This is a genomic window from Bacillus sp. EKM202B (genome assembly GCF_011066025.1).
Lineage (GTDB): Bacteria > Bacillota > Bacilli > Bacillales > Bacillaceae_G > Bacillus_A > Bacillus_A toyonensis.
Genome location: NZ_JAAMNK010000084.1, coordinates 1 through 1,317, shown reverse-complemented (window position 1 = coordinate 1,317; position 1,317 = coordinate 1). Strand labels below are relative to the sequence as shown.

Annotated in this window: 1 protein-coding gene; it reads left to right on the top strand. The window is 34.0% G+C overall.

The annotated features are described in order from the left end of the window. Positions 1–84: 84 nt before the first annotated feature. A protein-coding gene (locus G9F74_RS29370; protein ID WP_368493273.1) for an IS3 family transposase occupies positions 85–1,280 on the top strand; the annotation gives its coding sequence in 2 pieces (ribosomal slippage) (positions 85–379 and positions 379–1,280; 1,197 coding nt in all). Positions 1,281–1,317 lie beyond the last annotated feature (37 nt).

The following is a 1,317-nucleotide window of genomic DNA, read 5'->3' as shown; positions in this document are numbered from 1 at the left end:
TGATATTATCCCCTTTAGGTAGACAGTGTGAAAAAGACCATGTATACACATGGATGTTACACTATTACTTGGAGGGGATTTTTCATGGCCAAAAAAGGTACAACATTTAATACATACTCAAATGAGATAAAGTTATCAGCTGTTCAAAGTTATTTAAACGGTGAAGGAAGCTACGATATGATAGCGGAGAAATATCAGATTAGAAGCTCTACACAACTTAAAAATTGGGTGAAAAAATATAAAGAATGTGGTGAAATTACAGATACTCGTGGGGAAAATAATAAAATGAAAGGTATACCGAACCCTTTAAAAGGTAAACGGATTCATTTTAAAACTGTTGAAGAAGAGCGTGATTACTATAAGGCTCAGGTTGAATATTTAAAAAAGCAGTATCCAAATCTGTAAATGGGGGCGTACTAAAATATAAAGAACGATATCATATCATTGAATTACTAAAGAGAAAATATCCCGTTATATGGCTTACTAATTTTGCGGGTGTACATCGCTCAAGTTACTATAAGTGGATTCATACAAAAAGTATGAACAACATACGACTAGAATCCGATAAACGATTAAAAAAGGTAATTCAATCTATTCACCTAAAGCACAAAGAATATGGTTATCCACGTATGAAAATTGCTTTAGAAGAAGAGGGTTATTTTATAAATCACAAAAAGGTATATCGATTAATGAGTGAGCTTAACATTCAGTCTATTATTCGGAAGAAGCGTCGCTTCTTTAAAGGGAATTATTCTAATACTTTTCCAAATGTTTTAAACCGTGAATTCAAAGATCGCCAACAAAATGAAGCGCTTGTTACAGACATTACCTACCTACGATTTCAAGAGGGCTTCCGCTATCTTTCTGTTGTACAAGATATTTATAATAACGAAGTTGTTTCTTGGAAAATATCCAAGCGTAATGATAATGAACTTGTATTAGATACAATTGAACTGTTGGCACAAAAAAGAGATGTGCGTGGAACCATTCTCCATTCAGATCAGGGGTTCCAGTACACATCTCATGCCTACAACAAACGACTTTTAGATTTAGGTATCATTGGCAGCCACTCTCGCAAAGGAAACTGCCATGATAATGCCTGTATCGAGTCATTTTTCTCCCATTTTAAATCGGAGATGTTGTATTTGAATCATTTTAAAACAGAAGCGGATTTAATACAAGCAATTGAAGAATATATTTACTTTTATAACTATAAACGTTTCCAAAAACGACTCAACCATCGAGCTCCGATAGAATATCGAATCTCGATGGCTGCTTAGTCTTTTTAATACTGTCTACTTGACAGGGATAAGACCA